The sequence below is a fragment of the Heyndrickxia sp. MSNUG genome, assembly GCF_049532715.1.
Taxonomy (GTDB): domain Bacteria; phylum Bacillota; class Bacilli; order Bacillales; family Cytobacillaceae; genus Mesobacillus.
Genome location: NZ_CP150978.1, coordinates 2,043,251 through 2,069,426, shown reverse-complemented (window position 1 = coordinate 2,069,426; position 26,176 = coordinate 2,043,251). Strand labels below are relative to the sequence as shown.

General features: G+C 38.5%; 29 protein-coding genes and 1 riboswitch. Of the genes, 6 read left to right on the top strand and 23 right to left on the bottom strand.

All coding sequences use genetic code 11. The annotated features are described in order from the left end of the window. Window positions 1-53 precede the first annotated feature (53 nt). Complete coding sequence (locus AABM38_RS10325; RefSeq protein ID WP_423410288.1) at window positions 54-896, top strand: DUF2785 domain-containing protein; 843 nt, start codon at window positions 54-56, stop codon at window positions 894-896. 50 nt (window positions 897-946) lie between these two features. On the opposite strand, the gene AABM38_RS10320 is transcribed toward AABM38_RS10325, so the two are convergent. The 3 genes from AABM38_RS10320 to AABM38_RS10310 form a co-directional block, all read right to left on the bottom strand. Further along, window positions 947-1,453 (bottom strand): GNAT family N-acetyltransferase, encoded by a 507-nt coding sequence (locus AABM38_RS10320; protein ID WP_423410287.1) that lies wholly within the window; start codon window positions 1,451-1,453, stop codon window positions 947-949. A 28-nt stretch (window positions 1,454-1,481) separates the two neighbouring features. Then, window positions 1,482-1,985, bottom strand: a complete 504-nt coding sequence (locus AABM38_RS10315) for a DinB family protein (RefSeq protein ID WP_423410286.1) — start codon at window positions 1,983-1,985, stop codon at window positions 1,482-1,484. Window positions 1,986-2,096: 111 nt separating this feature from the next. Further along, on the bottom strand, window positions 2,097-2,921 hold the full coding sequence (locus tag AABM38_RS10310) for a pentapeptide repeat-containing protein (RefSeq protein WP_423410285.1): 825 nt from the start codon (window positions 2,919-2,921) through the stop codon (window positions 2,097-2,099). 460 nt (window positions 2,922-3,381) lie between these two features. Here AABM38_RS10310 and AABM38_RS10305 point away from each other — a divergent pair, with 460 nt between their 5' ends. Beyond that, window positions 3,382-4,164, top strand: coding sequence for a hypothetical protein (locus tag AABM38_RS10305; protein ID WP_423410284.1), 783 nt, complete (start codon window positions 3,382-3,384; stop codon window positions 4,162-4,164). Between the two features lie 223 nt (window positions 4,165-4,387). Here AABM38_RS10305 and AABM38_RS10300 read toward each other — a convergent pair whose 3' ends face one another. The 3 genes from AABM38_RS10300 to AABM38_RS10290 form a co-directional block, all read right to left on the bottom strand. Further along, entirely contained in the window at window positions 4,388-5,353 is a 966-nt protein-coding gene (locus AABM38_RS10300; protein ID WP_423410283.1) for an ATP-grasp domain-containing protein, read from the bottom strand. Between the two features lie 236 nt (window positions 5,354-5,589). Beyond that, window positions 5,590-6,639, bottom strand: coding sequence for an LLM class flavin-dependent oxidoreductase (locus AABM38_RS10295; RefSeq protein WP_423410282.1), 1,050 nt, complete (start codon window positions 6,637-6,639; stop codon window positions 5,590-5,592). 139 nt (window positions 6,640-6,778) lie between these two features. After that, window positions 6,779-6,882: riboswitch (SAM riboswitch) on the bottom strand. Between the two features lie 89 nt (window positions 6,883-6,971). Continuing rightward, entirely contained in the window at window positions 6,972-8,147 is a 1,176-nt protein-coding gene (locus AABM38_RS10290) for an LL-diaminopimelate aminotransferase (RefSeq protein WP_423410281.1), read from the bottom strand. Between the two features lie 282 nt (window positions 8,148-8,429). On the opposite strand from AABM38_RS10290, the gene AABM38_RS10285 reads away from it, so the two are divergent. Continuing rightward, window positions 8,430-8,870, top strand: a complete 441-nt coding sequence (locus AABM38_RS10285; RefSeq protein ID WP_423410280.1) for an SRPBCC family protein — start codon at window positions 8,430-8,432, stop codon at window positions 8,868-8,870. 109 nt (window positions 8,871-8,979) lie between these two features. Here AABM38_RS10285 and AABM38_RS10280 read toward each other — a convergent pair whose 3' ends face one another. From AABM38_RS10280 to AABM38_RS10235, 10 genes are all read right to left on the bottom strand, one after another. Beyond that, the gene (locus tag AABM38_RS10280) at window positions 8,980-9,471 is read right to left on the bottom strand and encodes a GNAT family N-acetyltransferase (protein WP_423410279.1); all 492 of its coding nucleotides are present in this window, start codon (window positions 9,469-9,471) and stop codon (window positions 8,980-8,982) included. A 204-nt stretch (window positions 9,472-9,675) separates the two neighbouring features. After that, window positions 9,676-10,254, bottom strand: a complete 579-nt coding sequence (gene clpP, locus AABM38_RS10275) for an ATP-dependent Clp endopeptidase proteolytic subunit ClpP (RefSeq protein WP_335378405.1) — start codon at window positions 10,252-10,254, stop codon at window positions 9,676-9,678. 21 nt (window positions 10,255-10,275) lie between these two features. Further along, the gene (locus tag AABM38_RS10270; protein WP_423410709.1) at window positions 10,276-10,863 is read right to left on the bottom strand and encodes a sigma-70 family RNA polymerase sigma factor; all 588 of its coding nucleotides are present in this window, start codon (window positions 10,861-10,863) and stop codon (window positions 10,276-10,278) included. A 362-nt stretch (window positions 10,864-11,225) separates the two neighbouring features. Next, window positions 11,226-12,134, bottom strand: coding sequence for a DMT family transporter (locus AABM38_RS10265; protein ID WP_423410708.1), 909 nt, complete (start codon window positions 12,132-12,134; stop codon window positions 11,226-11,228). A 148-nt stretch (window positions 12,135-12,282) separates the two neighbouring features. Beyond that, on the bottom strand, window positions 12,283-12,564 hold the full coding sequence (locus AABM38_RS10260; protein WP_423410278.1) for a hypothetical protein: 282 nt from the start codon (window positions 12,562-12,564) through the stop codon (window positions 12,283-12,285). 279 nt (window positions 12,565-12,843) lie between these two features. After that, window positions 12,844-13,257, bottom strand: a complete 414-nt coding sequence (locus AABM38_RS10255) for a GNAT family N-acetyltransferase (RefSeq protein WP_423410707.1) — start codon at window positions 13,255-13,257, stop codon at window positions 12,844-12,846. A 275-nt stretch (window positions 13,258-13,532) separates the two neighbouring features. Beyond that, on the bottom strand, window positions 13,533-13,919 hold the full coding sequence (locus AABM38_RS10250) for an NUDIX hydrolase (protein ID WP_423410277.1): 387 nt from the start codon (window positions 13,917-13,919) through the stop codon (window positions 13,533-13,535). Between the two features lie 28 nt (window positions 13,920-13,947). Further along, complete coding sequence (locus tag AABM38_RS10245) at window positions 13,948-14,418, bottom strand: GNAT family N-acetyltransferase (protein WP_423410276.1); 471 nt, start codon at window positions 14,416-14,418, stop codon at window positions 13,948-13,950. 109 nt (window positions 14,419-14,527) lie between these two features. After that, window positions 14,528-14,875, bottom strand: coding sequence for a YolD-like family protein (locus AABM38_RS10240; protein WP_423410275.1), 348 nt, complete (start codon window positions 14,873-14,875; stop codon window positions 14,528-14,530). A 157-nt stretch (window positions 14,876-15,032) separates the two neighbouring features. Beyond that, a complete protein-coding gene (locus AABM38_RS10235; protein WP_423410274.1) occupies window positions 15,033-15,401 on the bottom strand; it encodes a hypothetical protein in 369 nt (122 codons plus the stop codon). Between the two features lie 325 nt (window positions 15,402-15,726). Here AABM38_RS10235 and AABM38_RS10230 point away from each other — a divergent pair, with 325 nt between their 5' ends. Continuing rightward, on the top strand, window positions 15,727-16,272 hold the full coding sequence (locus AABM38_RS10230) for a hypothetical protein (protein WP_423410273.1): 546 nt from the start codon (window positions 15,727-15,729) through the stop codon (window positions 16,270-16,272). 760 nt (window positions 16,273-17,032) lie between these two features. Here AABM38_RS10230 and AABM38_RS10225 read toward each other — a convergent pair. The 7 genes from AABM38_RS10225 to AABM38_RS10195 form a co-directional block, all read right to left on the bottom strand. Beyond that, window positions 17,033-17,296, bottom strand: a complete 264-nt coding sequence (locus AABM38_RS10225; RefSeq protein WP_423410272.1) for a DUF1450 domain-containing protein — start codon at window positions 17,294-17,296, stop codon at window positions 17,033-17,035. Window positions 17,297-17,509: 213 nt separating this feature from the next. Further along, entirely contained in the window at window positions 17,510-18,490 is a 981-nt protein-coding gene (locus AABM38_RS10220) for an ABC transporter permease (RefSeq protein ID WP_423410271.1), read from the bottom strand. Beyond that, window positions 18,483-19,394 (bottom strand): ABC transporter ATP-binding protein, encoded by a 912-nt coding sequence (locus AABM38_RS10215; protein WP_423410270.1) that lies wholly within the window; start codon window positions 19,392-19,394, stop codon window positions 18,483-18,485. The genes AABM38_RS10220 and AABM38_RS10215 overlap by 8 nt, the downstream gene beginning before the upstream one ends. A gap of 11 nt (window positions 19,395-19,405) precedes the next feature. Beyond that, a complete protein-coding gene (locus AABM38_RS10210; RefSeq protein WP_423410269.1) occupies window positions 19,406-20,188 on the bottom strand; it encodes an SGNH/GDSL hydrolase family protein in 783 nt (260 codons plus the stop codon). Between the two features lie 261 nt (window positions 20,189-20,449). After that, a complete protein-coding gene (locus AABM38_RS10205; RefSeq protein ID WP_423410268.1) occupies window positions 20,450-20,980 on the bottom strand; it encodes a cell wall hydrolase in 531 nt (176 codons plus the stop codon). A gap of 189 nt (window positions 20,981-21,169) precedes the next feature. Continuing rightward, the gene (locus AABM38_RS10200) at window positions 21,170-21,523 is read right to left on the bottom strand and encodes a hypothetical protein (protein ID WP_423410267.1); all 354 of its coding nucleotides are present in this window, start codon (window positions 21,521-21,523) and stop codon (window positions 21,170-21,172) included. 354 nt (window positions 21,524-21,877) lie between these two features. Beyond that, window positions 21,878-22,681 (bottom strand): metallophosphoesterase, encoded by an 804-nt coding sequence (locus tag AABM38_RS10195; RefSeq protein WP_423410266.1) that lies wholly within the window; start codon window positions 22,679-22,681, stop codon window positions 21,878-21,880. Between the two features lie 657 nt (window positions 22,682-23,338). On the opposite strand from AABM38_RS10195, the gene AABM38_RS10190 reads away from it, so the two are divergent. Together AABM38_RS10190 and AABM38_RS10185 are read left to right on the top strand one after the other, a co-directional pair. Then, a complete protein-coding gene (locus AABM38_RS10190) occupies window positions 23,339-24,640 on the top strand; it encodes a M14 family zinc carboxypeptidase (RefSeq protein WP_423410265.1) in 1,302 nt (433 codons plus the stop codon). 507 nt (window positions 24,641-25,147) lie between these two features. Beyond that, a complete protein-coding gene (locus AABM38_RS10185; protein ID WP_423410264.1) occupies window positions 25,148-26,086 on the top strand; it encodes an LCP family protein in 939 nt (312 codons plus the stop codon). Window positions 26,087-26,176: the final 90 nt, after the last annotated feature.

Genomic DNA, 26,176 nt, shown 5'->3' with positions numbered 1-26,176 from the left:
ATTCAGGAAAATTATGTTAAAGTATACTTAAACAAAAACTAGGATTGGTGATTATGGAAAATACAGCTCTTTTATTAAAAGAAGAACTGAAAGATCTTGATTTTAAGCAGCCTGAAACCATTAAAAATAAGGATCTCAATCAACTTATTCAGCAAATGGCAGACCATATCGGTTCCACTGACTCTGAGTTAAGAGACAAGCTGATCTATACTTCTTTTTACTATTTAATTAAACAAGATTATCTTAATGAACGACAGCTGACTCATTTATTGGAAACCTGTCTTGACGAAAATCACTTGTTTTTAAGCATTGGCAGCACGAATGATGATTCAGTTTTCACAAGAGCGTTTTCTTCCCTCATTGTTGCGCTTATTTTAGGAAAAGACAGCAGTGAACGTTTTCTTTCCGATGCGTTAGTCCTCCACGCAATTGAAAGCAGTCTGCTTTATTTAAATAAAGAAAAGGATACTCGGGGATTTGTGGAAGGAAAAGGCTGGGCGCATAGCATTGCCCATGGTGCGGATCTATTGGATGAAGCGATCAAGCACCCCCTATTTGAAATGGATTTGGCAGACGACTGCCTTAAAACGATTATTGGCTGCATACTTAAGGAAGCAGCATACACTGATCGAGAGGATGAACGACTTATTTATGCAGTCGAAGCTCTTTTAGACAAGGGAATGGATGAGAGTGTACTAGAAAAATGGATTACAAGCCTACCTGATCATCTCAGTGAAATGCAAAATCCAAATGGATTTTCTTTATCCATTTTTAGAAAAAAGACCAACTCAAGCAATTTCTTGAAAGCCTTATATTTTCGCTTGATGTTTAAAAACGAGGGAGTCAGCACCAGGAAAAGAATTGTGGAGATTTTAGAAATGTGGCATCAGAATTAGCCGCAGTGATATTCACTGCGGCTGCATGAACTAACACTTTAATTTCGAGCTTATTTTGACACAGAGTAAACAAGTATCTCTTTTCCCCATTTAATAATCTTCTTTTTAATCGTCATGCCAATTCGTTCCGCAACCTTTGCAGAGGGATGATTGTTAACATCCACCAATGAAATCATTTCACTTTGATTCAAATGCTCGAAGCCATATTTTTTACAAGCTGTTGCCGCTTCCGTCGCATAGCCATTTCCCCACACTCGTCTAGCAAACAGATATCCGATTTCCATTCTGGACTCTTCATCCACTATCTGACGAACAATTCCGCATTGCCCTAAAAACTCTCCTGTTTCCTTGTCTTCTGCGATCCAAAGACCTACCCCATGATCCTCATAATTGTTTAATGTCCATTCAATCCAGGCATTTGTTTCTTTTACGTTTTTAGTAGAAGGATAGTACGCCATCGCCACAGGGTCAGAAAAAATCTCGAGAAGCTTGCCTGCATCGTTCTTTTCCATTTTTCTAAGTATTAATCGTTCGGTGCTTATGATAATTGGTGTCATGCCCTTCCTCACTCCATAAAAAATTGCCTCACATCTGGGGAGCTTCCATCCCAATCTGAGTCCATTCCTCTTTGGATGGACCATAAATCCCTGGTACACGTAATCCTGCCTGGCGCATTAATACGGTCATTTGTCCTCGATGGTGAATCTGATGCTGAATTAAGAAGTATAGAAGTGTTCCTTTTGTCATCTTATTTCCAAAGAAATCGATCACTTCATCAAGATTTTCGTCAGTCCACTGCGTTTTTAAGGCATCAGCAAAAGCATTACTTGCCTGCCCATAGGACTCAGCAATAAATCTTGCAGAATCAGGCACAGGGTAGTCCTTCGCAGGTGCTTCAAACGAAAGTCCGGACTGGGAGGACATTACTTTTATCGCTGTTACGATATGCCATGCGATTCGACCCAAGTTCCAATTCTCTGAAGTTATTTCCTGAGACAACGATTCATCCGTTAATTGATTAAGGGCTTTTTGAGTAGAAGCTGCTTCAAATTCCCATGATTCCATAAACCGATTCAATGTTTTAAACATGTCCCTTCCCCCTAAGTGAATAATGTTCCAACATCATTAGTATTCTGCGTCAGCTTTTTCATTCCTTTATCTTTAAAAATAATCATGTTACCATGTTTCATCATGTATCATTTACCAGTGATCAGGTTTTTTCAGACCTACCGGCAACTTTGTACGTTTATCACCTTTTGCTGAATTAATCTGTGCTTGGGTCAGAAAAAAACTTCCTGCAAGGTTAGCACCGCTTAAATCGGTGTCTCTCAAATCGGCTCCGATAAAATCACAATCTCTTAAATCTGGTTCCTTTAATTCAGCGGCAATCATGAGAGCTCCACGCAAATTAGCACCTCTAAGGTTCTCCCTTCGCATTTTTGTACCTATAAAACTGCTTCCCCGTTTTACCCTTTTGTTCTTATTTTTCACTTTTGAACGGACCATTTCACTGGTCTGTAAAAGCAAATCATTCACTATTGCCCTGTGGTCCTGAATATCAAGGCTTAGTATAGCAGAAGGTTCCAGAGTGGTAAGATCTTTTGTTTTTTCAAGAGCAACCAAAAAATCGGTATGAAGCGGCTTCGCTTCCACAAAGGAAAGCGCCGCATGCAAATAACAAAACATTTCATGAATCTGCTGCATAATGGGAAATACATCGAACATTTCTTTAGCAGATGCAGGATTTTCACGCCAATCCATCCCGTTATATGTGAACTGGGAAACCTTTTGGCCAGCTCCAAAGCATTCATAAACCGTGCACCCTTTGAATCCTTTGCTGCGAAGGTTTTTATGGATGCTGCAGCGAAAATCTGCTTGCAGGTTTTGACAGGGAGTACCACCCTCTTTATTAAAAGCAAAATCGACTGATTTCGCATAAGGCAACGCTACACAACATAAACCAAAACAATTTCTGCAGTCAGCGCGTAAATCTTTAAATTTTTCAACTTTTAATTGATTACGCAATACTTTCACTTCCTCTTAAAACATACAAATACGATGTTATAAGATTATGTATTCAACAAATAGCTTAACACTTCCTTCACATATCAAGAAACAGCCCCGGTAAGCATTGTAAACAAAGGCTACTTAATAAAGATAGTAATTTTTATTTAGACAAGGGGTAATTTATTCAGCAAGGATTTCAAACTATTTTTGAGCCAAATTAGTCAACTAATTATCAGCTTTCTTAGCTGAAGAACAATAGCTATAGTCCTTAATAAAATGTTGGTGCTCTTTAAGGTGATAATTGGTTTGCCAATCATCATTTTTATCGTTGGATGACTTATTGAACTTCAGCGTTTTAGTAGGGCTTTTATGATATTGTTATTAATAATGGATATTCCGTTAAAGGGTAAGTTAGTTAATTGTAAAACAATAGTAACAACCTTTCGTAAAACGGGTTAAGTGAAAGAGGGATGCAAAAGTGAAAAAAAACCTTTTATTAGAAAGACTCAACCAGATTGGTACAAGTTTAGAAAAAACTGATGATGCATTACTTTTACTAGGACTTGGTTCAGTTGGAAATGAGATTGGCCGTTTAGATGAATATTCTGATTTAGACTTTTTTGTTATCGTAAAGCCCACTTTGAAAACAAGATTTATTGACCAATTAGATTGGCTTGAATCTGTTCACCCTTTGGCTTATTCATTTAAAAATACAAAAGATGGTTATAAGATTTTATTTGATGATGGAATATATGGTGAATTTGCGGTATTCGAAGAAGAGGAAATGGGAGAAATTCTTTTTTCTCCTGGACGTATTGTATGGAAAGATCCTTCCTTTAATAATCTAGAAATTGTATCTCCTTTAAGAGAAGCCCCATCGGTACGCCAAGAGTCACTAAGCTTTGCTATAAACGAAGCCCTGACTAATTTATATGTGGGACTTTGCAGGTATGCTAGAGGTGAAAAGCTATCCGCTATGAAGTTTATCCAAAACCACGCATTAGATAATGTTCTATCCGTGCTCCATCTAATTGAAAAGGAAGTAGAGTATTACCCAGATATTTTTGGTAATGAGAGACGCCTGGAGAAAAGGTTTCCAGGATTCGCAGGAATGGTGGGAGAAATGTTACAAGGATATCAGCGAGTTTCGGAATCTGCTCTTAAAATTTTGGATTATTTAGAAGCAGCTTATCCTCTGAATCAAAATATGTGTAAAGAAATTAGACGATTAGCTGTTATTTGTGATCAATTAGAGGAATAATACCCTGTTTTTAACTAGTTAGGTTTCAATTTTAAAAAACCTAACTAGTTAAAAATATATAACGAATTGTATCAAGGATTAAATAGTATGAAAAAAGCAACAAACTACGGGATAATATCCTAAACAAAATACCGCGGTCCAATACCAGGGCAATGTTTTTAGTACTTTTCAAACGATCCTCAGAGCATGTTAAATAGTATAAAACACTGATAAATTAAGAATTTCACGCTAATAACATTACTCTAACCTTCTTTTCATTCTGCAGTAACTCTTCTCCTAAAAATTTCGCCAGCTCCAGCATCCCGTATTTGCCTGCTATAGCTTCTGCATCTGCATTATAGTTCGTATTAGTATTGATATCGTAAGTGAAAATGTCTCCTTGTTCATTTCGGATAAATTCGATTCCAGCCACGCTGATATTATTTGCTTCAAGTACCCTTTTATATTTTTCAATGATCGGGTCATTGAATCCTTCGGTTATCTGGAACTTCGGCTTCTCTTCTGCTTCCTCTCCCACCGGACAGAATACGTCACCGATTTGACAAGCGTCCGCCGGGCATAATTCAAACCCTTCTGATGTATCCACTCTTACCGCATATACAAACTCGCCGCCAACGAACTCACATCTAGTGATATAGCTTTCGGGTGAATAAATATATTCCTGGATGAGTGTAACACCATCAACCGGTTCTTCAAAAGCAGGTCCCTCAACATATGTCCTCAACGCTTCTACAGATTGGAACAGCTGGACACCGAGGCCCTTCCCCGCGCGATTATGCTTGGTAATGAACGGTCTTCCTTGAAAAGCGACAGCTGCCTCGAGAATCTGATTTTTGCCAACAGCCGCAACCGTCTTTGGCGTCCTGACCCCATGTTTATTCAGCTCCAAATACTGCTTGACCTTGCTTACCTCTAAATCAAGAGCCCGTGTTCCGTTATGCACCTTCCGTCCGTGGGCTTCCAGCCAGGCTAAAACCTGCGAAGCATATTCAGGTGCATAGCGATGGCCTCTTGTATGGGAGGACGCGCTCATTCTGCTATAAAAAATCCCCTCGGGCGGCTCAGTTGATAAATCCAGCAAGCCCTCATCAAGATGCCATTCCTCAAATGGCACACCCAGTTCCTCCAACCTCTTCGTTAAATGGATCGTCCATTCGCTATTTTCATGTATGACATAAACTTTGCTCAAATTCTTTCTCTCCTTTTTACTCTCTATCATTTTAAAGATTAAGAGTGAAAAATTCACTCGTTTTATTTAGTAGAATCCATCTCAAATATAAGGCAGAAAAGATCCTTTAACCATTGTTTCCGTTCTTACTAAGCTTCGAGCCATTTTTTCCCACTCGATAGCCTCTCTAAAAAGAGCAGTTTAACCAAAAAACGAAATTGTTTTACATTCAGTAAAAAAAGGAAATCTAGATTTCATCAAACTGTCAAACGTTCTCTTTTCTCCTCGACAAGAGGCATGACATCTTTCGCGAAACGATTCATTTCCTCTAACTGAGGTGAGAATTGCAGGAGAAGCAATCCAAGTCCTGCCTCCTCATACTGTAAAATGCGTTCTGCAATCTGCTCTGGCGTGCCCACCAGATTCGGCCTCAAACCACGATTGGAAACGGAATAATCCTGAAGCTGGATCTGCTGTTCGAGCTGGGATTTGCTCGTAAAATCCTTAAATCCAGCATAGGCGCTGGATTCCTTCACATTCGTGATTCGCTCTAATTCAGCGCGGGCTTCTTCCTCAGTATCACGGCAAATGACATACGCTGCCATTCCGAACTCTGACAGTTCTGCATTCCCGGTTGCATCTCGGCGGATTTTCATATCGGTGATTTTCCGCTGAATTTCTTCAACCGTTCCTCCATGCATCACATAAGCATCGCATTTCTCAACAATCGTCTGTTTCCCCTTCTCACTTTCACCGCCAGCGTACAAAATTGGATTTGGGCGCTGAACCGGTTTCGGGAAAAGCTTTGTATCTTTCAGTTGATAATATTTTCCCTCGTACGAAAAACTTTCTTCGCTCCAAAGTCCCTTTAGAACATCGATGAATTCAGTGGTCCTTTCATATCTCTCATCATGCTCGGTGAAAATGCCTCCATATTGGCGTGCCTCTTCTTCCCACCAGGCAGAAACGACATTCAGAGTGAAACGTCCTTTGCTGATCTGATCAATATTCGCGGCCATCTTTGCAGTGATAGCCGGATTGTGAAAACCAGGACGGACGGCAGCCATTATTTCTATTTTTTCCGTAACAGAAGCAAGTGCGGCAGCCGTTGTCCAAGCTTCAAGTGAATCATGCTCAGGACCTTTAATATCATTTAAGTAGAGCTCAGCGATTAGTGTTGTAGAATAACCCCATTGCTCTGCTGATTGAATCACTGTCTTGGCATATTCAAAAGTTGGTGGCATCTTTTCATCCTCAACATTCCTTAACCATCCGCCAAAAATCGGCAGCCAAAATCCATATTTCATCCCTGATCTCTCCTCTGCTCACATAATCCTTACTTTACCAACCCATTAAGTAGGTATTGTATTAATAAGATAGAGACTTAACAAAGCCCCCAAAAAACAAAAGCTCCCTTCACAAAGAAGAGAGCTTTCGCAAACTCTCTCCTTATCTTTCGAACAAAAAGTTCGCAGGAATTGGCACAGTGTTCATGTGAACCTGTTGCCGAGGTTTCGCAGGGCCTTTCCCTCCACCTCTCTTGATAAGAAGACAATATGTATTAAATTTTAGTTCAATAAAGTGATAATATTCTAAATTTATATAAAAGTCAATTCGTATACCGAAATATTTTACAATACTATAAGGAATGCTCAAGCATAAACCGGTTCACACGCTCGGCTGCTTCTGTAAGTCTTTCTGGCGGCTGTACCATCGCGATACGAACATAGCCCTCCCCTTGATTGCCGAAAGCGTCACCCGGGACGACTGCAATTCCTTCCTGTTCAATCAACTCGAAGGCAAAATCACGGGATTTCCATCCGGCAGGAATTTTTGCCCAGACAAACATCGTTGCTGGGGAATTAGCGACCTGCCACCCGCTATTTCTTAATCCTAAAACTAAAGCATCCCTGCGACTTTCATATTGCCTTACCTGGTCCTGCAGAAACGAATAATCAGAAGTCAAGGCAGCAACTGCTGCCATCTGAATCGGATAAAAGATCCCATAGTCGATATGTGATTTAAAAGAAGCCAGAATGTCAATGACTTGTCGATTGCCTACCACATAACCAATTCGGCAGCCTGCCATATTAAACGTTTTCGAAAGCGAATTGAACTCTACTCCCACTTCCTTAGCACCAGGCACTGACATGAAACTGATTTGCGGGTTTCCATCATAGATAAGCTCAGAATATGCAAAATCATGCACAACCAGGATATTATGCAGCTTGGCAAACTGGATAACCTCTTCGAAAAAGCTATGGTCAGCAAGCGCAGTAACAGGATTTCCCGGGTAGCTTAAAACCATCATTTTCGTCTTATGTAAAACGTTTTCTGGAATTTCATTAAGTTTAGGGAGAAATTTATTCTCTGCAAGCAGTGGCATTGGATGGATGAGCCCGCCAGCAATCGTTACACTAGCTTCATAGATTGGGTACCCGGGATCCGGCACAAGTACATAATCACCTGGATCAATGATCGCTGTGGCAAGATGAGCGAGTCCATCCTGAGAACCCATAAGCTGCAGGACTTCATTTTCATCATCCAGTTCAACACCATAACGCTGCTGATAAAAATACTTAACTGCCTCATTGAATTCACTGATCCCTTTCAATGTATACCCGTATCTTTCAGGATCCTTCGAATATTCAACCAGGGTATCAACTACAAATGATGGTGGCGGGAAATCCGGGCTCCCGATGCTAAGATCGATCACATCTTTCCCTTTCAAAACAGCAGCCTGCTTTCGGTCTACCACCTCCTGAAAGATGCTGGAAGTCATTTTTCTAATTTTTTCTGATCCGTAGAGATTCATGGACATTCCCCTTTACTGTGAATTTGCGTCATGTTGCTGTTCTTTGAGAATTCTAATTTTTTAAAATATAAATTCGATTATAACAGTCTCACATTTACAGTTCCAGAATCTTTTGTTATTCTTCTGAATTTTTGACTTAATAAAGTCCTCTGCCCATGCCACTCTTTTAATAGGTTTTCAAAAAGGCATGCGATGATCATCTTATTGCAATGGTAGGTTCCAAGCTTATATTAATGGTAAAATGAAAAAAATGTTAAATATTTAGAAGGAGTGAAAATAATTATGGATACTCAAATTACTACAAAAATGAAAATTTCAAAGCCTGCTCATGAGGTATATGAAGCATTTGTAAACCCTGAAAAGATGGCTAATTTCTGGTTTTCATCCGGAACAGGAAGAATGGAACCAGGAAAGACGATAATCTGGAGGTATGATGAATACAATGCAGAAGGTTCCGTCCATGTGCTGGAGGTCGAAGAAAATAAGAAAATCGTGTTTTCATGGGGAGCAGAAAATCAAGAAACAATTGTTACAATCACACTGAAAGAGATGGACGATACGAGTACCGTTGTTGAGGTGAGCGAATCTGGTTTGAGAGCAGATGACCCTGAAATAGTAAATAAAATGATCCAGCAAAAAGAAGGTTGGGTGTATATGCTAACTTGTTTAAAAGGATATTTGGAAAATGGCATGAGTAATTTGAGAGCATCATTGGTGCATTAAGAAGGAAAATGACTAGGGTATTACTTCTTGGCAATACAAAGAGAAAATAATACCCTATTTTGTGACACGTTTTTGCGTTACGATAACAAATCAAAGGTCAATTGACTTTCTAAATAAATGTTTCATAGGATACTGCATATTCCTTAAAGCCATTTCTGGCGTATAATTTTTTCGCATGATCATTCCATGAATAAGCATGTAATTTAATTCTATTAATCCCTTTATCTTTCATCCAATTTACCGTCTCGTCTAATAGTCTTTGTCCCAGACCATGTCCTCTAGCAGCATCCTCCAAAAATAGTTCATCAAAAAGACCCATCCTGCCTGTTCCATTATCTGCTGCTTCATTTTCTTCAAAAATTCTGCCTAAGGCATATCCAACGGGTGTTCCTTCTAATTCTGCTATTAAGATTAGCGTATCGTCATTTCTACTATTAAATGTTTCATATGCATTCTGTTTTATTGTATGAATAACGCTTTCATAATTATCGTATGTACATTCATTTGAATGATTATTTCGATTGAAGTTGCTTAATTTAACAGCATACTCGATAAAAATATCTCTGTCACTATCTACGGCTTGCCTGATCTCTACTTTCATTCACTTTCCTCCGTTTTATGTTCGTTCGTTACTTCTCAGGATTTTCCTAGACAATGATTTACTAAATTATGATTTACTAAGATCTCTAGTATGACACTCATCCTGATGGCAACAATTCCATTTTAATGGATTTAGAGATTAAATGTAAAAAAATGAGCCGATGAACAGCTCATTTTTTTACTGGGGTGCTATACGACTCAGCAACTATTTCGAGATGATTTTATCAATAATCCCGTATTCAAGGGCTTCCTGTGCACTCATGAAATAATCACGGTCCGTGTCTTTCGCAATTTTTTCAATGTGCTGCCCTGTTCGATCAGATATGATGGAGTTTATATGCTCACGAAGCTTGAGAATTCTCCGTGCCGAGATTTCGATTTCTGTGGCCTGCCCCCTAGCTCCGCCAAGCGGCTGATGAATCATAATTTCACTGTTTGGAAGGGCGTAACGCTTTCCCTTTGTACCTGCGAGCAAAAGCATCGCTCCAAATGAGGCTGCCATTCCAATGCAAATCGTACTGATATCAGGCTTGATATATTCCATTGTATCAAAGATGGCGAAACCAGCTGAAGTTGAACCTCCAGGACTGTTGATGTAAATCGAAATATCCTTTTCGGGATTATCCGCTTCAAGGAATAACAGCTGAGCGATGACACTGTTCGCTACCTGGTCATTGATTTCATCACCAAGCATGATGATGCGGTCTTTTAAAAGTCGAGAATAAATGTCGTAAGACCTTTCTCCTCTGTTTGACTGCTCGATAACATATGGAATTGTACCCATGATATTCCCTCCCTTTTCTGGTTAGGCTGCCATTTTGAAAGAAGAGAGAGGAGAACTTGAATGCATGGCCATAGCCATTTTTGGAGCAGCAAAAAGAGATGGGATTTCACGTATATGTTCTAACAGGACCGCAGGATCTTGAGCTTGAAGAGATTCGCTCAACAGGCTGGAAAGGAGCTTTTCTTCCCCTTCATCCTGTAACGAGTCCACATCACGAATAGTCCCTTCTTTTTCAAGCCGTTTTCTCGCACGATGTAGCGAGCCTTTAACTGCCATTTCAGTCATCCCCAGCAGACCTGCAATCTCCGCTGATTGAAATCGGAATGCTTCCTTAAGGATAAAAATAACGGACTGCTTAGGTGTCATTTTTTCCATTAACAGCTCAACCGTTTCAGCCGCGCTGTTCTGTTTGAAAGAAGCCTCTTGCACTGAAAAATCTTCTGGAATCCCTGGTACCTCATGCTTCCGCTTTCTGATCGTGTCAACCCAGTGATGGTACGCAATTTTTTTCAGCAAGGCAGAATTAATTTGGGATGATTCATAGTGTCTAATTGCCTTAATGATCGTCTCTTGAAACAGATCATCTCCATCCCAGCCATTTTGAGCCAGGAATTGACAATACTGCTGCAGGCGGGGATAAAACTGCTAAATCTCGCTGTTTCCCCTTGTCTCCTCCTGTATGTCAACGGCCTCCAAACGCTTTTTGGTTTGCATTCTGTTCACTCCTTTAAACCTCTCTGATCCTTAAACGAATGAAGGGAGAGAAAAAGATACGCCCTGAAAAAATTTTTTCAAAAAACAAGATAAAGTTATAATCCTACTTCCCTTTCAAGCATTATATGAGGAACTACACAGATCTGATGTTATGTATAATTTTTAACTCAGTCACATTGCTGAGCAGTTTCTTCGATTGCACGAGCCACTTTACCACTCTAAAGCACTGGGGGTCTGACCCCCAGTGCGGTGGTGTGCTAAAGGACTTCTTTTTTCTTTTGTTCTTTGTCCAATGCTTCATCCTGGTTTACCTTGGATTTTTTAAATGTCCAATTAACAAGGAAGATTCCTATAAAAATGAGTGTTCCTCCGGCGTAGACATACCAATTCACCACTTCATCTAGCAGCATCCAGCCTGTCAGTACACCGAAAAACGGTGCGAGGAATAAGAATGCACTTGTCTTTCCCGGGTCTCCTTCGTTGATCAGGTAGAACCATATCGCAAATTGAACAATCGAAGCCATAATGGCGAGCCATAAGATAATCGATACTGACATTAGATTAATAGACAGCTTCGGAGTTTCAATTGTTATTCCCATTATTAATAAGATGCTCCCGCCAAAGAGCATCTGATAAGCCGTTAACACCCAGACATTAAATTGGCTGCCCCATTGTTTGATCAGAATTGTCGCAATCGACCAGGAGACTGCCGCCCCTAACCCCAGGAGCGTGCCAGAAGTCAACTGCAAATGAAATCCCAACGTGACAAAAACACCAATAAAGCCAATGATCGCACCTAGCCATTGCATGAATCTGTAACGTATCCCCAGAAACGCTGTACCCATAATGACAACAATCAGTGGATTGCTAAAAGTGAGAATGGAAGACTCTCCAGCGGTTATTGTTCGTAAGCTTAGAAAAATGCATCCCATTACACCAGCTGTTTGGAACATACCAATTACGAATACCTTTGCCCACTCAGTAAAATTTACTGGCAGCTGTTTTCTCCTGACCAGTACAGACATTATCAATCCAGCCAGTGTGAATCTTAAGCCGACCAGCAATAACGGGGAAACATATGTTAAGCCGATTTTTCCCACGGTAAAAGAAGATCCCATAAGAAAGGTCGTTGCTACAACAAGCACTCCAAAAAGTACTGGATGAATGGTCCTATTAACTCTAGAATCTGACAATGTAAAATCCCCTCCCTTACCCGTTGTCAGTATCTCTCTATATTCTTCTTTTTGCAAAAGATATCCTTTATTAGGGAGAGATTCGGTAGCTGGATCATTTAATACCCGTGCTCATTCCGCTTTAGCTTTCTTCATTTCTATATGCTCTTATTTGTGTCTTTAATGAGGAATAAACACCTACTGCAGCGTTTCCGTAGAAAAACCCCATGAATATGCCAGCCCAAAGATTATTTGGATGAGCAATGAAAATGGATATGACTAACCCTATTAGATTAGCCAGCGCCGGAACAAATGGTTTACGGATATGCATCAAGATTTTAAGAAGCTGAGTCGCTAAAATGATTACTGGCACCGCTACAACTGCATCCCAAAAATTTGTATGGATAATAGGAAATGCTTCCATTATTGCACCTCGACCTGTTATTTACTTAGTGATGAACATATAAGGCCAATGATCTCTTATTACATAGCTTCATTGAATTTATTATGTGCTTTTCTATGAAAAATCTTCTCTGATTCATAAAAAAGACATTCGCAAAAATGTAAAATGTTCAGTTAATGTGGAGAAAAGTGAAGAAGGCAGACCAATTTACATACGAAATTGCATTTGATTTCAATGAGTTTAATAAAAAATCTAGCATAAAAAAACGCTTGGAGATTATCCAAGCGTTTTTTCTAATATTCATTTGTCTGATATATGCGACTGAATTTCATAATTTCTTACGAGCATTCCATTTGATTTTAGCATTCCAAATTTCTCATAATAACCAACTAAGTCATCATCACAACACAAATCCACCATATATATATCATCAAGCTTTTTTAACATTCGCTTTAGTAACTCTTTGCCAATGCCTTTATTCTTATACTCTGGTAAAACTTCAAGGAACGGAATGTAGGCAGATAGAACTCCATCGCTGATTGCTGTTATAAATCCAACTACTTGATTGGTATGTTCATCTAACGCAATGACCACCAGACTGCTGTTTTTTAGCAGTTTTAAGTGAGTTTCTGGATTTGGGCGATTGAGCCAATCCACAAAAAAACCTTTCAACATATCAGACGAAATCTCATCAAGGCAACTTTTGTATATCATCATATATCAACTCCTAGTTTTTTTCTATTAGGCAGATGATATATCAATTGTAAAGTAACAAAACAATGACCTCCAAATATTTCTTATGTGATACTATCAGTTTCCCGACTTTTAAAAAATCCTTTTTTTAGCAATTTTATGTAATGAGTGCAATGAATTATTTAATTAAGATAAATGATATCATTTAATTTAAAATAGCCTATCAGAAGATAATAGTATTTTCAATAGACCATCAGGTACGATTGATCTCAATCCATGATAAATTAACTCTAACTTTAATCGATTGCTGCCACGGAGTCTTCTTGCTCCAAGAAAAGTTCCAATAAAGGAGTAATGTAACCATCAAATTTATCAACATCATCGAGTGAGATCCAGGAAACGGCAAGTAAATCGTCATTGTCTTCAATCCTTTGATCGTAGCCAAGTTCCCCGCCGATAATTTCTGCTATGAAGGTATATTTGAATTCATCTTTATTAAGGAGCCTTATAACAACTGTATCATAGCCAGTTTCCTCTTTTACCTCTCGGATACATGCTTCTTCTGGAGTTTCATTCCCTTCCATTCCTCCACCAGGAAAATTCCAGACAATCCGGCCACTAGAAACGTATTGTTTGACCATTAAAAGTTTGCCATCGCGAATTATTAGAGCCTGAGAGACCATGCTCCTCACTCCCACTTACCAATATATTTTACAAGCTATTTACTCTTACCAAATAGTCCATAACCTTTTCGGTCTCTATCATTTCAACCGTTTCTACGAAGCCAAGACTTTTATAAAATTGAATAGCCCCCGCGTTTTCCGGGACTACTGAAAGACGGACTCTCTGACAATCGGGATGCCCAGAAATAATCATTTCAATGATTTTTTTCATCGCGGTCCTTCCATACCCTTTGCCCTGATACTCTTCCCCAATCATGAACCTTGGTACCCAGTGCCGATCATAGTCATCATTTTCGGGAATATACTCAACAGCAGCCAGTCCTACTATCGTTTCACCATCACAAATAGCATACGGTGTGAATTTGGGATCTACATAAGCCCAGGCAATCGTAGCCAAATTCCTTGCGACAAACTTCTTTTGATCTTCAGATACTTCCAGTCGCGCACAGGCTCTTATATTATCCTGAGTGACTGGCATGATTTTAATATTAATACTCATTTCTCTAGCCCCCGTTCTTCCCTCCTAAAATAATTCGCTAAAAAGTCGATTTCCCCTTTTTCCGCACAGCTTCCTTTCATATTCACTTTCAGAAATGTTTTTACCTTTATCATTCAATCACCTCAACCCCAACAATATCCGTAAACTTTATGGACATTGCTGTCCCATCTTTGCTAACAAACCTGACCTCTTTTTTTATAGGGTCAAGATAATGGACCAATCCTTCTTCTACTTGTGTAAATCCGTCCTCCCACTTCGAAAGAACTACAGGGTATGTATACTCCATCGCGTAACAAATGCGGTTTTCCAGCTCTTCGATTTCATACTCGTCCAGTAAGGGTTTAGTCTGGCGAAGTTCATCGCGAGCAAGTTCTCGCAATAATGCCCGGTGTTCAGGTGCAAAATGTGCAGGTAAAAACTTCAGCATTCCTCTGTCACGAATTCTCATATGTATCATTCCCTTCAACTGCCTTCGCTGTTATTATAACCCGAACACACGTTCTTAAACTATTTAATTTTGGGTTATTAATTAGACAAATGAAAGAATGAATGTAAAAATTAATCACTTTTTTAATGTAAATACAAAAGACCAGCTAAATAGCCGGTCTCCAAAATCAAGCAATTACTTCATGATATTTAAAATAAGTTGATAATTTGGATTCAACATGAGATTTCCAGTCTTCAAGCGGAACATCCAGGTCCTGTAACACCTTATAAGCATGAACCCATGCACTCATTTCGGCCGTTATTCGGTAAGACCAATCATTCAACCATAAATCATAGTTAAGTTCACCATTAACAAAGTCTATTAGATGACCGATTTCATGGGCAAAAGCATAAATATTTTCCAGAGTCGTTGATAATGGAATCGTAATGGACATGTTAGGATTAAAATTGATTTTTTTCTTAGAATCGAGAATCACCTTGCAGTTCAACTTTTCCGCCTCTTCTACTAAACGTAAAAAAGTGCCATATGTTACCATACCTTTTCCCCTTTTGCCTAATAGTTTTTCTCTCTATTATATACATTTTCAGAAAAAGGTATACCCTTTTTTCTTAATTTTCTGAAAAGATACCTTTCTGATGGTTATGCCTTCATTCTCTGCAATCCACTTGAACATTGATAATAATTAAATAAAATTGTTGTAAGTGCCACCACAATGTTTAAATGTCAGGAAAAAATGACAGGATAAATCCTGCAAATAAGGGCTAATAGTTGTTTCAATAACAACGAATATAAGAGGTTTTTATAACTAAGGAAAAAATTGCAGATAATAACGTAAGTATGTTTTATGAAATGTTAAGGATGTGGTAATCATCAAAATACTAAAAATCCCCGTTTTGTGCATTATTTTTTCCTTCTCAATTTCCTGCGGTGTTAAAGCTAACTATACAAGCGAAAAATTCCAAAAGTCATTTTTCAATATTGGCTACAAAGAGGTTTACTACGCATTACAAGAAAGTAATAAGCATTTCAAACGGGTTATTGCTTTGCCGGTGCAAATACCTCCAATTGGATTTACACACAGTTTCGGAAGGCTTAGTGATTTGGATGGTGACAGTAACGATGAGTTTGAAATTGAATACAGACATATAAATAATCCCAAAAATCACTATATGATTTGGGTTAAACCAGTAAAGCACGGTTTACCAATTAGAAAGGAGCAAATTGACCAAACCTTCGAACTTAAAGATGGAACCAAAGCGAGTTATAGTACCAAAATCGCAAGAAGGTTTAATTTACTTGTATTCGAAAAGAATGGTTGGCAGTATGTTTTAAACATTAATAAAGCTGTATCTGACAAAGTAACACCAGAAATTTTAGTAGAAATAGCTAACTCAGTAAATCCATAATCAGAACCACATTAATAAGCATCGGTTTTAATGACCGATGCTTTTGTTTGCTGTTTCCAATGTTAAATTAACTGATAAATGTGTAGTTTTTGATGGTAATAAACTTAGTTTTCCTTCCCATAACTGAACGAGCCCCTTAAAATCTTTTCGCGGTTTTTTAAAGTTTAAAAGGAATCAAAAACCGATCTCACCAGAAACCTGAAAAGGAGAAACAACAGACGAAACGGAAGAATGATCAATTCCGGTACCCAGAACAGGACATCACTTACAAAATCCCATAGCCTATAGTTATTTTCTTGTTTTTTCTTCCTTCTTTTTTCCGCACGTTTTTCGATAAACATGATACGATACTCCTTATTATTCATTAAATATGAGACCAGGCTTTAAGAATTTTAAATTTGTTTCTCGCCACCATTTCATTCCCCAGAGTTATTGTTATTTCAGATTTTCAATCTTTTTAATCTTCAACATAAAAATTGAAATCTTCATATGCGTTTTTAATGCTAATAACTTTATCATATTTACGACTTAAAGCATCTATTGTTTCATTAAAAGTTTAATTCACTTATGTATTCCAGCCACTTCAAAAAAGGACACTCCCATTACGAGATGAAGTGTCCTTTGACTATTTTAATACCAGCTACGCTACCTTTATTATCATCGCATACGAGTCATCACAAAAACCTTTTCATAACCATGGATCATATTGTGCCGTAGACAAGAGTAACCGCAAAAGTAAAACACTGTGCAGTCATTCGTTTTATATCTGCTGCTTCATTTTATCTAATAACTCAGCGGAATTCTCCGCTTTTATCATTTCACCATTTACGATTGCATATGGCGAAATCCTGCATTCCTTACAGCGGCTTTGGCATTCATATTCTTGCAGCGTTATATTTTTTTGTGAGAAAAACTTTTGATACTCTTCAATATCCTCTTCTTTCAAAAACTGCTGAATATTTTTCTGGCAGAGTTCAATCTTTAATTTATTTTGTTTCGAAAATAACCTCTGAATCATGTTCATATATAAAACATCCTTTTAACAGACCTTTTTCACTCAATAATAAATAACAGTTGATCAATCTTCCCATTTATTGTACTCGAGCGAAAAGAAGACCCACTGCAATAATCCACGTTCCTCATAATAGCTGCTTTTTCAATTTTAACAGAAAAAGCAGCTCAAATATAAAAAAACGCAAGCTTCGGGACGATTTTACCCAAAAGTTTGCGTTTTTCCTTAATATATATCTTGTCTGATAAAGACCATGAAGGACACTGCTAATGCCGCAAGACCCCACAATGTTAAAATCACAAGTGAGAATCCTAATGACATTCCATCAATTGGCGGTGCCTGCCCTGCCAAATAGCCTGTTAAGTTCAAATTGATCATGAATAAATACTTAGCTGATTCCCATGATGAAACCATGTTCGTAAGAATGGCGCCGGAAATCAGGGCAGCGAGCATGACACCCATTCCTGCAGGTGTATTTCTAATCAAGACGGAGAGCATGAATGTAAGGGTTCCAACAACAATTGCAACAAACCATACGAGACTGAACTCCATCAGCAGATATTGCCACTGGTGAATCATTTGTGCTGCGCTTGTGTTCAGTTCATTCCCTTCAGCACTGAAGCCTGTTATAACAGGCGCTGACCAGCCCTGAAAGCCAAAAACAATCCCAGAGATTAAGCCGGACAATAAACCGAACAACACGACAATCACCGAAACAGAAAGGATAAGGGTAATGTATTTGCTCATCAGTACCTTCCAGCGCTTTACTGGCCTTGTCAGGAGCAGTTTCACTGTTCCCGCACTCCGTTCTGAGGACACTATATCAGCAGCAACTACCATGATCATCAACGGAATCAGCAGATTGATCGAATACTCGGCAAACACTCGCATGAAGGTCGGTGCGCCTGGTTCCATCGGGTTGATATTATTGTCAAGGTAGTATTGTTGCTGCTGGATGCGCAGCTGCAGCTCACTCTTCCATTCATCTGAAATCCCGCTGCTTGTGATCCGGTTTTGAGTGTCGATAATTTGCTGTTGAAGCGTTGTCCTCCAATCGACATCACCAAAGCGCTCCAGCCTTCTTTCAATGTCCCTGTACTGGGAATAGGTGAACATAGCGACAAGGGCAGCAATAATGGCGGCAACCACCAAAATTCTCTTCTTCCGCACTATTTTTAGCATTTCATTTCTTACGAGGTTAATCAATCGATTCACCTCCAGTCAGTTCAAGAAAGAGATCTTCTAAGGCAGGAAGCTTTCGATTCATTTCTTTTACCAATATTCCATGATCAACAAGCTCCTTGTTCCATGTAGAGGTCTCACTCTCACTGTACGGCGTGATCAATGTCCCATCCGCTCCATCCGTTACAGAGGTATGGCCCATTAGAATTTCCTTCCCCTCTTTATGGGGCTCAATCCGCCATATGACCCGTTCCTGCAGGGCAAGAAGAGAGTCTACGGTGTCCACTTTAATCACAGTACCCCTCGAAATGATCGCAACCCTGTCACACATCAGCTGAATCTCACTTAGCAGATGGCTAGATACGAGAACGGTCAACCCTTCTTCCTCAGCAAGGAATCGAATAAAGCTGCGCATTTCCCTGATCCCCATTGGATCCAATCCGTTTGTCGGCTCGTCAAGGATCAGCACTTTCGGTTTTCCAAGAAGTGCCTGGGCAATTCCAAGCCTCTGCCTCATTCCCAGAGAATAGGTTTTTACAGGGTCATGAATCCTTTCCTCCAGCCTGACAAGTTTTACAACCTCATCGATATAAGAAGGTTCCACATTCGGCAGCATCCGGGCAAAGTGCTCAAGATTTTCCCAGCCAGTCAAATAGGAGTACAATTCAGGATTCTCGACGATACACCCCATTTGGGTCATCGCTTTTGTAAAATCCTTCTCAACGTTATATCCGCATATTTCGATCGTTCCTGACGTTGGCCTGATCAATCCGACGAGCATCCTGATCGTCGTCGTTTTTCCGGCACCGTTTGGTCCAAGGAATCCGAAGACTTCCCCTCTTTTCAGCTCAAAATCAAGACCTTTAATGATTTCCTTTTTGCCAATTCTCTTTTTCAGCCCTTTAACCGAAAGTGTAATCTCACTCATTCTCCATCCCCCTACCATGAAATCAATGATGCAACCCGTTCAGCAATCAGCCTGTAGCCCTCTGCGTTCGGATGGAATTTATCTGTATACAAGTAATCATTCACACTAATCTGAAACAAATCAAATGTCGGAACAAAGATGGTCTTCTGATCCATATCCAGAAGCTTGCTTGTCTCAAAGTTCCATTCGCGGACAATTTTTGTTGTGGCTTCAGCATCATTCAAGTCAATGAAAGGGTTATAAAGGCCAATCTGGAAGATCACTGCCTCCTTATTGATTGATCTCAGTTCCTTTAATACCGCCTCAAGGTTCTTAATATAGCCCTGTCTAAGCTGTGCAATCTTTTTTGCGTCCAGATTCATGAACGTTTGCCCGCTTTGAAAAAGATCATTGCCGCCAATCGTAATCAGTATGTAATCGGCATTTTTGATTTGCCTTTGGATCTCCGCCTGCTTCACTTGATTTAACAGCTGTGCGGAGCGATAACCTTTTACTCCGTAGTTATGAATCATGATTTTTTCTTTCGATTTTTCCTCAAGCTCATCCACTAAATAACCAATATAGCCTTTACCACTCTCATCTCCTGTACCCCGAGTCAATGAGTCCCCCAACGCGACGACAACCTTCCCCTTTTTGGTTGACTTTTCCTCAGCTGGTTCAACTTTCTTTATTATATTTGAAGCCCCATCTTTGTTGAAAAATTGGTTTTGAATCGTCCAACCAAGCCCTATAAGCATCATTAAAAAAGAAAAAACTGATAAAATTAATGCCCATTTAACAGAATGCTTCCTCACTTCATCACTTCCTTTTATAGTTAAAATCTACACGAAATCTCAGTATCAAGATTTTTTGGAATCACATATGTAATGCTATTTTATATTAGTTGTGTTCTTATTAAAAATGATTTTACTGTCATTTCAAAATTTCAATGTGCTAATCAACAATTTGACCCTCTGATCCTGTATAAGTATGTTTTCAAAAGGAAATTTTAAATAGAAGCAGCTATGATTTTTTGCAAACAAAAAAGCGCGCAGCATTTTTGCTGTTCGCGCTTTTTAAATAGCAAATGAGTGGTTGCCGATTTTTTTCACAACTTCACGGGAAAAGATCCAATCACTTGTCGCAGTTTCCGGGTTATAAAAGTAAAGAAGTTCTTCGTTTTTATCCTGATCGATTAGAGCTTCTTCAACAGCCTTAACTGCTTCCTTGCTTGCTGGTTTGTTAATTGAACCATTCTGAACTGGTTCAAAAGCATTCTTTTGATAGATGACTTCCTTGATTGTATCAGGGAATTGTTCGTGCTCCACGCGATTCAGTACGACGTCAGCAACAGCAACTTTCCCTTCATATGGTTCACCTTCTGCTTCTGCCTGAACAAGACGGGCAAGCAGTTTCTTTTCATCTTCTTTTATGAACCGGTTGTCAGTTGATGTAGATACTTTCGTATTCACCTCGACTTTTTTATAAGTCAAAGTATCAGCAGCCTTCTGATCGACTGTTTCAGCATTGAAATGGTGCGTAGGAAACACGCTATATGAACCAATTATAAGTGATATTGTGACCGCAAAAAGAAATAGTTTATTCATCTGTAAACCTCCTGTTTGTAGTTTTTTAGGATAAAAACAGGCCATTTACAAGGCTAACAGGTTTACAAGGTAAACTCACTAGTGAATCATTGGGAGAATTTCCAGCAATGGAAAATGAATATTAAGTCAATTTATTATTCACTCAGTATATATTTTTGGATTAACAATTCCATTATAGAAAAAAGTCGTTTATTCTTCTCCGTGAAAAAAAGAACTTTGATTCTTCAACGTATAAAGCTTACCAGTAAAAATAAATAATTCCTCATAATTTCTTTCTGCGTACTCATCTATAATTTGAATTCCCTTTATAAGTCTTTCCACTAATAGCTGGGTGTACTTTTCATCACAAGTAACCTGATTTACTCTCGTAAGTTCATTGGCTAATGATTGAAATTTAAAATCCTCAATCCACAGTTTTATTTGATATACTTTATCTGAATAAGACCTAGGGTTATTTTTATTATCCAGAGTTTTATAAACAAAATTGATAAAAACCCTAATATTTTCAGCAAGCAAATTCGCCTTTTGCATCTGGAACTTCATCTCAGCACCCCTCTGTTCCAAAACATTATCTACAAAAAATATATGTTTCGAGACGAAATTCTAATACAGACCCCCTATTCATTTCCCACATCCTTCTGCTTGTTGGCTCAAGGATGCATCTTTTTGGCAAATTGAGTGAACCAACAGCAAATTATGCATTCCAAACCAAAGCATTTTAGTTAAACCAATAGATTCAAAAGGCCGCTTTACCATTCAAACGGTCCAGCAGCCTTTGGATAACTATTCGGTTGTTCATGAAAAAAACTAGCACCTCTAAGTATCTAAAGTATTTTTCATTTCATAAGAAAACAAAAACCGCAGGAGTGTAAATCACCTTGCAGTTAACTTTGAATTTTAAATCTCAATTATTTTTATACAGGAGAAAATTTCTTCTTCTGGAGAATTGAGGTTCCATTCGTGTGGATAATAGCCTAATGGATTACATATCATTTCAATTCCTTTATAGTGATCATGATACCGGGTATGAATATGACCAAAGATATATTTTTCAACACCATATTTCAGAGCTAATTCACCAAACCGAGCGCTGCCCATCATCGCATTGAAAAAGTCCCAGCTCGGATCGTCCTTGCATACTACATACTCTGAAAAGGGAACAAAATGTGTTACCATAATAATTTTTCTTCCGCGATATTCGCTTAACCAGGTCTCTAATCTCGTAATATAATGATCAGTCACTTCGTGGTCCGGCACCTTCCAGTGTGCATAAGTTTTATCAGGCCATGTAAAATCATTGTAAGAACCCTTTTGGAATTGTTCTTTAGTGTACTCCTTTATGCCGAAAGAGTAATCGTACCAGCCACCATCCCCGATGATCACCCATTCTTCATTTAATTCGACAGGACCATTTCCGAGGTTGCCTTGAAACTTAAGTAGTATTTGATAAGCTAATTCTGAATCTTCATGATAGATATCGTGGTTTCCATGAACAAAGAATATCCTTGTTCCCATAGATTCATTTTGAATTTGATTCAATAATGCAAGACTCTTTTCAGGACCAGCAGTCATATCCCCGCTAATGATAAAAACATCCGGGGAATTCTTAGCAATCCATTTTTTTAAGACGTCCATTAGATCAGCCTTTGTATTTTTACGATTTATACCTTCATGAATATCTGATAAAACAGCAATTCTCATTCAAACCCTCCTACTCAAAGCATAATAAACACTTCAACTTAAAAATCCTATCGTTTCTGTCCTGGACGCTCAAAAAGAAAATGAACTACTGGAACTGAATAGAAATTATACCTTTCCTCTATTTCTCTACATCTTGTACTTTTGCCAACACTACTTGCACTTTCTATTCGAGTTGCGCTAAACAATAAAACCGGACAAGTTTTTTTAAAAATCCTTTCCTTCTAAAAAATCCTTCAGAAACTCCATTGTCTGCATTCCTTCCAGCTGACTTCAGAATTCTGATGTTCAAAGATTGAATTAATTGTTGGTTCAAGCTGTTGCAGGAATTCTTTCAATCTACCTTCCCTCCTGGCTGTATAAAAAAGTGGTCTCCATTTAGTTTTTCATACTGTTCTTTTCGCTTTTAACTTCTTATTTAACAAACTAACATATTGTTAAAATAAGTAAAATGATAATTCAGAAAATTAGTAAAATCATTTAGCTACTCTGAGCCATTTTTCCTTAAAAGGATTCCCTCCCTTGATTTTACATGTCAATATTCCTATCTATTTAAGAGTATATTTTCCTAATATTCGAAATTATCAATTTATTAGTTTTTTAATAGTTTCTATCATGATAAAATGTCTTGGAAACTATTAACAAAAGGAGGAAAATGATATGAAAAAGAAAAAAGCACTAGGATACATAATTTCTAGCGGTTTTTTGGCAACTTCTCTTCTTTACAGCTCGACCAGCATTTTTGCCGAATCAACCACCACCCCAAACGGTCCCTGGGTACAGGATGAACAGAACCTTTCTTTTGCTGGCCTAATGACTAATGAACAATTGGAAGCCAAACTAAAACAAATTGAAAAGTCATCACAAGGAAAGATGGTACTGGAACAGTTCGGAACTTCCAACGATGGCTACCCTCTTTATGCTGCTAAATTTGGTGACAATGATCCCAATAAGAAGCGTGTTCTCATTTATACTCAAATCCATGGCAATGAAACTCTGGGTACGGAAGCAGCAGTAGAATTAATGCAAAAACTGGCTGCTGGAGGAACTGAAGCCGCTAATATCCTGAACAAGGTCAGTGTTTGGTTTGTCCCACGTATTAACCCTGATGGAACAGCCAATCAATACGAAGGAAAGCCATATCCGACTAGATACTCTCATCAAACATGGAAGCCAGAAGAACTGGGGCTACCAGCTGATACAAAAGCTCCCTGGTATTACAATGCAGATGGTAGTGAAAGAGGACAAAATAATGAAGGAACTGTTGTTTATGGAATTCCTGGTTTTGACTTGAATCGTGATTTCCATCCTAACTACGATTTTGATGTCAATGACGAAATTGAAAAGGATGCAGCTCAAGTAGCGAGTATTTTGAACGAAAAGAGTACAAACAATGGATCCCAGGCTTCCTTAGTCTTTTCTCCTGAAACACGTGCACTTACAAAACTAGTAAAAGAGTTTGATCCTGATGTAGCGATTGACCTTCATCACCGAGGTTTCAATAGATTATCAGAAGAAGACAGCCGGTCAGTATCGATCCAGCTTTTAGCTCAATTTACAACAAAACCATACACAGACCCTTTCAGTGGTAAAACATATGATCTCGACCCAGAAGTATTGACCTTGAGCAAAAAAGTAAACGCAGTTGCTTATGAATCATTGCAGCGCGGCAACTCATCCTATGGTGCCATTCAGAAATATCCGACTGTTAACTACCCTGGCTCAGGCTTGGGTGCCATCCAGTTAAATGGTACAGCAACCATGCTCATTGAAATAAAAGGCCAAACGCAAACCTTAGGCCAAAAACAAAACGGCATGCTAAAAGAAACGGCAAAAGTTCCTGTCCTAGCCGTTCTAAATAGCCTGGCAGATGAAACTATAGAAAAGGCAGATCCAGCTGTATATGATGCCATACCAGAGTATTCTTTCCCAGTAAATCCTGGTGGAGATCACGACCATTAAGATCAATTTAATTGGATTGCCCCACTCTAACTAAATACAACAGTCTTAAAAAACCGTACGAGTGAAGTCACCGTGCGGTTTTGTATGTTATTTGCAGTGACTGCAAGGGGATCGAACTAGGCAAACCTATTCTATTAACTTATATAAAGGGGGACTACTTTTCACCTTGATAATAATTAAGGATTATACATAACTTTTCCATTGCCCCTTTAAAGTCAGATATGATCTGGTCGATGTACGTAATCGCCACAATAAAGATGACGTCTCCATTAATATATTTTAATTACGGAAAATTAGACTACCTACTATCTAGTTTGGGTATTACGAATAAAGAAATTAGTGTTAACAGATTTTCAAACAAATGTAACCTAATTTTCAAAAACCTGAAATCTAAATATGGGATAATGACTTCCTCAAGTAAAAATTGGACCTCTTTCAGTTCTTTTCTTCTATCAAAAATTAAGGATGTAATTATGTTAATTATTATTCAGCCTAGGTGGTGCAAGTATGTCGGGAACAAAAAAGAGAATAAGGGTAAAATGGAGTAGAGTATGGACCGCCTTTCTTCTTTTAAGTATTTTTTTAGTAGGTCTAATGAATATATTTGAGTACATAGAAGGAACATTAAAAACGTTCAATCAACCATTAAAAAAAGTGGAAGCAAACGATTCCTTTCAAGGAGAGGAAAATAAACTAGACGAAATCAATGTTCTTTTATTAGGTAGTGACTCCAGGGGAGAAAAACAAGCTCGAACGGATACAATCATGGTCGCGCATTATAATCCAAAAACTCATAAGGTGAAAATTATTTCACTTATGCGTGATATGTATGTTTCAATACCTGAACATGGCCAGCAAAAATTAAATGCAGCTTATACATACGGAGGACCTGAATTACTAAGGAAGACCATTCAATTAAATTTAGGACTGAATATCCATCATTATGCGATTGTCGATTTTAAAGGCTTCGAAAAAGCTGTCGACCTCCTCGTTCCCGAAGGAATTGAAGTAAATATACCTTATGAAATGTCTCATGGTATAGGAATGACGTTGGAGGAAGGCGAACAGCAACTTCATGGTGAAGAGCTGTTAGGATATGTTCGTTTCCGACATGATCGTTTAAGTGACTTCGGACGAGTACAAAGACAACAAGAAGTTATCTCCAAATTAAAGGATGAAGCTGTAAGTCTGCAAAGTGTTGTAAAGCTTCCTGAACTATTGGAACTTTTAAATACTTACATCGATACAAACATTGAAACCTCCACCCTCTTGACGATTGGAAAAGACATTTTGTCTAATGAAAGTGGAGATATCGAAAGCATACGAATCCCTGAAGATGGCAGTTTCACAAATGAACGTTATGATGGCATCGGAGAAGTATTAGATGTCGATTTAGATCAAAATAAAATGGCTCTTGATCGTTTTTTAGAAAAAGAAGAAAAGTAAAGTTGGATTCTTCCTACGGACCTTTTCATCCTTTTTCGTGTAGTTATCAACAAATATAATAAAGAAACCGCACGTGTGAATTTCACCGTG